At 39.1% G+C, this 7,630-nt stretch carries 7 protein-coding genes, 1 tRNA gene and 1 pseudogene; 3 read left to right on the forward strand and 6 right to left on the reverse strand.

Going from position 1 to position 7,630, the window contains the following annotated elements; all coding sequences use genetic code 11:
* Positions 1–99 precede the first annotated feature (99 nt).
* Positions 100–918: pseudogene (locus PN450_RS00960) on the forward strand (M61 family metallopeptidase); the annotation flags it as partial.
* A gap of 235 nt (positions 919–1,153) precedes the next feature.
* Here the strand turns inward: PN450_RS00960 and PN450_RS00965 are convergent.
* The 6 genes from PN450_RS00965 to argF form a co-directional block, all read right to left on the reverse strand.
* Positions 1,154–1,894, reverse strand: a complete 741-nt coding sequence (locus tag PN450_RS00965) for a 2-phosphosulfolactate phosphatase family protein (RefSeq protein WP_271835106.1) — start codon at positions 1,892–1,894, stop codon at positions 1,154–1,156.
* A 164-nt stretch (positions 1,895–2,058) separates the two neighbouring features.
* Positions 2,059–2,439: a DUF423 domain-containing protein gene (locus PN450_RS00970; RefSeq protein ID WP_148762031.1), complete on the reverse strand. Its 381-nt coding sequence runs from the start codon at positions 2,437–2,439 to the stop codon at positions 2,059–2,061.
* 8 nt (positions 2,440–2,447) lie between these two features.
* Positions 2,448–2,930: a hypothetical protein gene (locus tag PN450_RS00975; protein WP_148762029.1), complete on the reverse strand. Its 483-nt coding sequence runs from the start codon at positions 2,928–2,930 to the stop codon at positions 2,448–2,450.
* A 110-nt stretch (positions 2,931–3,040) separates the two neighbouring features.
* Positions 3,041–4,522: a DNA phosphorothioation system restriction enzyme gene (locus PN450_RS00980; RefSeq protein WP_271835108.1), complete on the reverse strand. Its 1,482-nt coding sequence runs from the start codon at positions 4,520–4,522 to the stop codon at positions 3,041–3,043.
* A 350-nt stretch (positions 4,523–4,872) separates the two neighbouring features.
* Positions 4,873–5,478 carry a transcriptional repressor LexA gene (gene lexA, locus PN450_RS00985; protein WP_015080837.1) on the reverse strand — a complete coding sequence of 202 codons (606 nt, stop codon included), beginning with the start codon at positions 5,476–5,478 and terminating at the stop codon, positions 4,873–4,875.
* A 183-nt stretch (positions 5,479–5,661) separates the two neighbouring features.
* A complete protein-coding gene (argF, locus tag PN450_RS00990; protein ID WP_271835110.1) occupies positions 5,662–6,582 on the reverse strand; it encodes an ornithine carbamoyltransferase in 921 nt (306 codons plus the stop codon).
* A 230-nt stretch (positions 6,583–6,812) separates the two neighbouring features.
* Between argF and PN450_RS00995 the strand changes: the two genes are divergently transcribed.
* Both PN450_RS00995 and PN450_RS24005 read left to right on the forward strand, forming a co-directional pair.
* Positions 6,813–6,884 (forward strand) — tRNA-Thr (locus PN450_RS00995).
* A 265-nt stretch (positions 6,885–7,149) separates the two neighbouring features.
* The gene (locus PN450_RS24005; protein ID WP_417033727.1) at positions 7,150–7,575 is read left to right on the forward strand and encodes a hypothetical protein; all 426 of its coding nucleotides are present in this window, start codon (positions 7,150–7,152) and stop codon (positions 7,573–7,575) included.
* Positions 7,576–7,630: the final 55 nt, after the last annotated feature.

The raw sequence follows: 7,630 nt of genomic DNA on the forward strand, positions 1-7,630 counted from the left end.
ACTTATTCTCATTAAGCATCTTAATTTTTGAATTGGCTTTAGTTATTATGTACTACTTTAAGGGCTTTTTTGATCTGTGACAGTTTGGGGTGCGGAATGTGGGATTTAATCATTCCTTTACGGGCAGGTATTTATAATACCAAGGCATATTTAAACTATTTGAGTAAGGAAATTACCAGATATTTGATGACTCCAGGACGAAAAGTTCAACCTTTGTCGGAGTCAAGTTTTGATGCTTGGATTAAACTTTATCGTCCAGATGCTAATAGTGGTAATTCTCAAATTTCCTATTATATCAAAGGGGAAATGGTGTCACTTTTATTAGATTTATTAATTCGCGTTCATCACGGGAATCAGCTTTCTTTAGATGATGTGATGCGGCAAATGTGGGAGAAGTTTGGCAAGGATGAAATTGGTTATACTCCTGAACAATTAGAGGGTGTGATTGAGTCTGTAGCGGGTATGGATTTAGGAGATTTCTTTAAACGCTATCTTCATGGTTTGGAAGATTTACCTTTTAATCAATATTTACAACCTTTTGGTTTGCAATTAGTTGAGGAAAAGAATGAAGAACCTTATTTGGGTGTGAGGATAAATACTGAAAATGGACGGGAGATAATTAAGTTTGTGGAAGCGGGTTCACCGGCACAATTTGCGGGAATTGATGCTGGGGATGAATTGTTAGCGATTGATAGGATTAGGGTGGGAAATCAATTAAATGAACGCTTGAAGGATTACCAGGAAAATGATTCTATCCAAGTTACTGTTTTTCATCAAGATGAATTGCGGACTTATTCTGTGACTCTAGCTGCATCAATTCCTAGTAAGTATCAACTTAAAGTTGTCGAAAATCCTTCTTTCACAGAAATGGAGAATTTTGCCGGGTGGTTAGGTGTACCTTTGTCGAGTATTCAGTAATATTAATTGTCTGAATCAGGATGTCCAGGATTTCAGGATTAATTGTCTGAATCAGGATGTCCAGGATTTAAGGATTAACAGGATGAAATATTCCAGATTATTATGTTTGATCTAACAGAGAAGAGAGAGGTGAAGAAATTTTCTTTCTTTCTTCTTTCTTCTTTCTTCTTTCTTTCTTTCTTTCTTTCTTCTTTCTCCTTTCTTCTTTCTTCTGTCTCCTGACTCCTGACTCCTATTAGTTATTTTGACTTTTTAATACTCCTAGTTCTGTTTGAATCGGTAAAATATCTAAAGTATCAGTTTGGGAACAATATTTCAGGTCTTCTAAACATTCTAAGCGTAATAATCGTTGACCATGACTAGCTTTGTGTAATAATCCTAATAGGTCATTTTGCCATTGGGAATAAAGAGCGATCGCACTAACCACTTCATCATTACCACTGATATCTTCTAGGGGACAATTAGTTTGTTGCCAAATACTATGAGCGATCGCCCCCGCACATACTGTATCCTCTAAAGAATAACTTCCTTCCCAGCCAGAACCAACAATCCAGACTGTTTCCGGTTGCTTTTCTAACAGAAATTTAACTACTGCTGCCCGATTAATCAAAGCTGCTGCGAGAACAATGGGGGCGTTTTGTATCCGCTGTAAAGCCCTTGTCCCATTGGTGGTACTAATAAATAACCTTTTTCCAGCAACTAATTTGGCTGTGCAATCTAAGGGTGAGTTACCCAACTCAAAACCAGCTACTTTAGCGCCACCCCTTTCTCCAGCCCTAAGTCGCTTGTCTGAAGGCCATTGTTCACTCACTCTCATCAGTTGATCTAAATCGCTGAAAACCTGTACAGCTTCACCTCCAGCGGCTAATACTGTGGCCATTGTACTAGTTGCTCGCAGAACATCAACAGCGATCGCACATTCTGGAACTGTATCATTTGGGGTCAATTCGGGAGTGTGATATATAAATATCTTCACGTGCTGGCTACACCTATTTCATAAGACTGTGGTAATATTCTACCTACTTGATGTCACCAACTGATGATACTATTTTCCAATAGATAAGAGAGAAAAGGTAATAGGTCAGAGGAAACGGGGAATTTTAAGTGATAATTTAGACTCCATTTCCCATTTGCTACTGATTAAAACTTGATGGTTGCACCAGCTACAGCTAAAGCAGCCCAACCCAGCATTAATGCCAATCCTCCCAATGGGGCAACTGCCCCTAAAGACTTGATACCTGTTAAACTGATAGCATATAAGCTACCGGAAAAAATCACCACACCAATAATAAATAACCAACCACTCACTAAAAGCGTCGTTGGGGGATTTTCTAAACGACTCATGAGCATGGCGACTAACAAAAGTGCCAGAGCGTGGTACATTTGATAACGAGCGCCAGTGTCAAATATTTCTAAAGAGCGCTCGCTAATTTTTTCCCGCAAAGCATGAGCGCCAAAAGCACCACCAGCAACAGACAAACCGCCAAAAATGGCGGCTATAGTTAAGAAAAATTGTGTCATCTGACCTATTAAACATCAAAATGATATGATAAAGCCCCTTCTTCGGTGACTTGAAAATTCGCATTGAATTCTTTAGCTTTCTTATCTAAATATTGTTTAGCTTCCGCTGCTGGTAATTGAGACTGCATAGCAAAACTTAACAAAGTTACTCGTCCTTGATTTTCTAGTAACATTTGATAAAACTGCGCTTGTAATTGTTCACTGTTTTGCTGCTTTAAGGCTTTTTTCTCTTGTTGACTTTGTTTATACAATCCTAATGCTAACCAACTCCCCAATATCGCACTAGGAACACCAAAAATTATCCCTCCCACGATAGTATCTTTACTCTCCTGAGCCGCATTGGGAGGTGAAAATACCTGTTCTCCCTCCACAGGATATACTGTTACTCCTGACTGCGCCGATTTATCTATTATTTCTGATACTGATATCGCCAAAAACATGAATCCGAGTGTGAGTAACCAACCAGCAGCCAGTTTTTCAGCCGTCTTCATAGTTCTACTTCAGATTTAGACATTGCTTGTAATTTTAACCTCACTTACCTCAAGCTTCCACTAAATATTGCGAATTGTTGAGGTTTTTTTTGGGGAGTTTTTTAACTTTGTTAAATATCCAATAACCCATATCTTTTTTGCAATGCTAATAACTTCATTCTTGCTTCCCCAGCATTATCCGCTAAATCAGCAAATTCCACAAACCTCTTTAATTCCTTCTTTAATAAATTCCGTTCTACTTCAATAGTTTCTCTATCTAAATCTGGCGGTAAAACAATCATATCAAAAATTGTTGCCCGTTCCTTCCCAGGGTGAGGACGCAAAACCCGTCCCCGACGTTGGATAAATTGCCGGGGATTTCCCGAACTTGATAAAATTACTGCGGTTTGAATAGCGGGAATATCCACACCTTCATCTAAACACCGAATTGCGACTAAACCCTGTAATTCTCCACTTTCAAATTGACGACGTAAAATTTCTCTTTCTTCCAAAGAAGTATTTGCTGTGTAGGTACTGACTTTATAACCTAATTCTCCTCCCAAAATTTGAGCAACAGCTTTGAGTTGACGCAGAGAATAACGTTGTCCAATTTCTTGAGAACCATCACTGCAATAAAACAATGTATGGGTAGTTTCTCGACGAGTTGCCATTAACTCTTGTAAGGCTGTTAATTTATTTTCTGCAGTGCCAACTAACCGCGCCCTTTGCATTAATAATGATTTGATATCTTCGTTGTCTTCAAAATCTCCCATTTCCCCCATATCTCGATCTCGATAAAGGAGAGAACGCCCAATTTTTTTGGTTAATTTTAAATAAGCGATACTCTCCGTTTCTGTCAATTCTACCAATACCGGATTATAGATATAATGAACTAATGCACCTTGAGAAATCGCATCCTGTAAACTAAATTCAGGTTGGAGAATATGACCAAAATAATCTAATAAAGATTCTGTACCATCATCATCAAAATATCTTTCGGGTGTGGCTGATAAACCTAGACGTAAACCCACATTTCGGGGTAAACTTTCCTCTAGTTTCGGTGCGCCTAAATTATGCGCTTCATCACCAATAATCAACGTTTTCGGCGGAAAATATTTAAGTTGTGTCTGAAAACCATCACCAATTAAAGTCGAGTTAGTGGTAATTATCGTCACGAAATCTTGAGAACCAGAACACAGATTATAGATTTGTGTAGAAAGTTGACTTTGCCAACTGCGTAAATTATCAAAGGCTAAAATCGGCTGTAAGTTAAATTTCTCACATTCTCTGCCCCACTGGGTAACAAGATGACGATAGGGACACACCACCAACAAGACTTGTAAACCAATTTGCTGGTACAATTCGCAAGCGATCGCTAATGCAGTAATAGTTTTACCACTACCAGTAGCCATTTTTAATGTCCCCCTACCATGATTAGCAAACCAGCTAGTCACAGCTTGGCGTTGATATCCCCGCAATTGCAGAGATAAAGGCATTTTTGGACATCCCGGTAATGATTTCTTGATTTGATAATTGCCCTTTTTCTCCCCCGCATAAGGTAACTTGAGTTTAAAAGTAGGCAATTTCGGTACTGCATTTCGCGTTAGGTACATAAATTGGTAATTGGTAAGAATCAGTAGTTACTTGTTTTTTATTTGCAACTAACAACCGACAACTGACAACCGTACGGGCGAAGCATTTGGAGAACTATTTTTGGCAATGATCGATAATTTATCTTCCAAATGCTTCGCCCCTACCGACAACTGACAACCGTACGGGCGAAGCATTTGGAGAACTATTTTTGGCAATGATCGATAATTTATCTTCCAAATGCTTCGCCCCTACTGACAACTGACAACCGTACGGGCGAAGCATTTGGAGAACTATTTTTGGCAATGACCGATAATTTATCTTCCAAATGCTTCGCCCCTACCGACAACTGACAACTGACAACTGACATCCTTTAGTTATAATTACGCCAAATACCCACCAAAGAACCTTGCACTTCTACTTGCATAGCCGATACTTCTATGGGATTGTAATTAGGATTTGCAGGTTTGAGAGTAACAAGATCATCATGGCGGTAAAAACGTTTTAAAGTTGTACCGTGTCCTTCCACTCTCGCAGCCACGATAGTCCCATTTTTTAACTGGTTAGGTTCAGCAACAGGACGCAAAAATACCACATCACCATCTGCAATCAAATCTTCAATCATACTATCCCCAGCGACTCTTAAAGCATAGCTTTGAGGTGGTAATGATAAATTAGCCAAATCCAAATGTTCGACGGCATCTGTGAACGGTTCAATCAAACCACCTGCGGCAATAGTTCCTAAAATTGGTACACCTTGTTTAACAGGATGAAGTATCCGCAAAGTTCTCGCCCTACCTAAATTCCAGCCAATGTAACCCTTATTGCGTAAATGTTCCAACCGACTTTGAATGGGTGCTGGAGATTTCAAATTCATCCCTTCCATCATTTGGCGAATCGAGGGAGAATGTTGATTCAACCTGATATATTCAACCAACCATTCGTATAGTTCTTTTTGAGGATCTGTGAGACGTTCCATAATTTTATCGGGAAGTAAATAATAAATGCCCATAGAACATTGGTACTACAAAAATCTTCCCTTAACAAGCTTTTATTAAATATTTATGGTAATTGGTAACTAATAGGGAACAGGGAACAGATAAAAATTTAACCAATTACCCATTACCAATTACCAATTACCAATTACCAATTACCAATATTGTTATTTTGCCCCAAGAATACTTGCAAGTAAAGCTTTTTGAGCGTGGAGACGATTTTCTGCCTGGTCCCAAACCCGTGATTGTGAACCTTCAATTACTTCTTCAGTAATTTCTTCACCACGGTGGGCTGGTAAGCAGTGTAAAACAATTGCTTCTGGATCTGCAAGACTTAATAATTGTTCAGAAATTTGATAAGGTTGAAAAACAGGGAACCGGTTATTTGCCTGTGTTTCTTGTCCCATACTTGCCCAAACATCAGTGTAAAGTACAGATGCACCTTTAGCTGCTGCTTCGGGATCATGGGTTAAGAGAACTTCAGTTTTTTTATTGGCTATTTCTCGAGATTTTTCCACAATTTCTGCATCTGGGGAGTATCCTGACGGAAAAGCTATTCTGATATTCATTCCCACCAAAGCACAACCCAACATCAGAGAATTAGCGACATTATTACCATCACCGACATAGGTTAAAGTTAAACCTGCCAAAGTTCCAAATTTTTCTTGAATGGTGAGTAAATCAGCCAATATTTGACAAGGGTGTTCTAAATCTGTGAGGGCATTAATTACAGGAATTTTCGCATACTTCGCAAAAGTTTCCAACTCCTGTTGAGCAAAGGTGCGAATTGCTAAAACATCCAAATAACGATCTAACACCCTAGCGGTATCCTGGATAGGTTCTCCACGACTCACCTGAGTGACATTGGGGTGAAGATCAATTACCTGTCCCCCTAGTTGGTACATTGCCACTGTGAAGCTTACTCTAGTGCGGGTTGAAGCCTTGGAAAACAATAAGCCCAACACTTTATTACAATGTAACTTGAGTTTTCCCGACTTGAGTTGAGTAGCCAATTCCAGAAGTTCTTGCAGTTCTCCCGAACTTAGATCCGCTAAACTTAATAAATCTCTGCTTATCAATGCTGTCATGCGTAATTATCTATAAAGAACAAATGTTTTTCTGCGCCTTCGTCTAGCCGTGTCACCAGGAATACAAAATTGAACTGTACCAAATATTTTTGCATCAATCTACAACATGGCGGTTAGTTTTACCGATTTTTGGCAACCAGAAAAATATTTTGTTTACCCTCTAGACAAATCATGTCCTCATGTTATAATATGAAATCGGTGAGGCAATCAAAAACCTTCTTACCAAAATCGCCAGCATAGCACAGTGGTAGTGCATCCGACTTGTAATCGGAAGGTCGTAGGTTCAAATCCAACTGCTGGCCCTAACGAAACCCTTGAGAAATCAGGGGTTTTGTCGTTTCTACCCATGAATTCTATTTTATGGAATCTATATTTAGATATGCTGGAATATGCTGGAATATATAGGAACGTAAATTTAAATTAAGTAAGTTGGCGTTAAACAATCAACATATGTAACGAAATGTAAATTCGACAAATACCTTATAGATAGGTTATTTAAGGGTTTTTACGAAAAAAATGTATATTGATTTTATCGTGCCGACTTACTTAGTTCAAAATTAGTTCAAAATGGATAGCAAATGGACTATCGAGGAAGTCAACGCAAGGCTAAAAGCGGGTAAGATAGGGGTTGCAGTTTGCCAACGTGGCGACAAACTTTCCCTCCGCGCCACATTCCCGCCCAAATCAGGAACAGGCAAGCCTCACCAACAATATTTAGCTTTAGGCTGTTATGCCAACCCTGCTGGTTTGCAATTTGCAGAAGCAGAAGCCAAAAAAGTAGGGGGGCTACTGGCACAAGGAAGATTTGAATGGTCAGAATATCTTGATCAGGGGTTACAATCGGCACCGATCAGCAGTGCCAAAAATTGGATACAAAAATTTGAGGTAGATTATTACAGTCGTAGGGGTAAAACCCACATTCCGCACCCCAAAATGTTACAGAGGGAAATTACGGAGATGAAAATCAAAGGGAGCATCAAAACAAACAGATAAAGTGAAAAAAGGCATTTGAGAAACAGTAAATCACCAAAAATGTCATCAAAATCTA

It is taken from the genome of Dolichospermum lemmermannii CS-548, from assembly GCF_028330815.1.
GTDB lineage: Bacteria > Cyanobacteriota > Cyanobacteriia > Cyanobacteriales > Nostocaceae > Dolichospermum > Dolichospermum lemmermannii.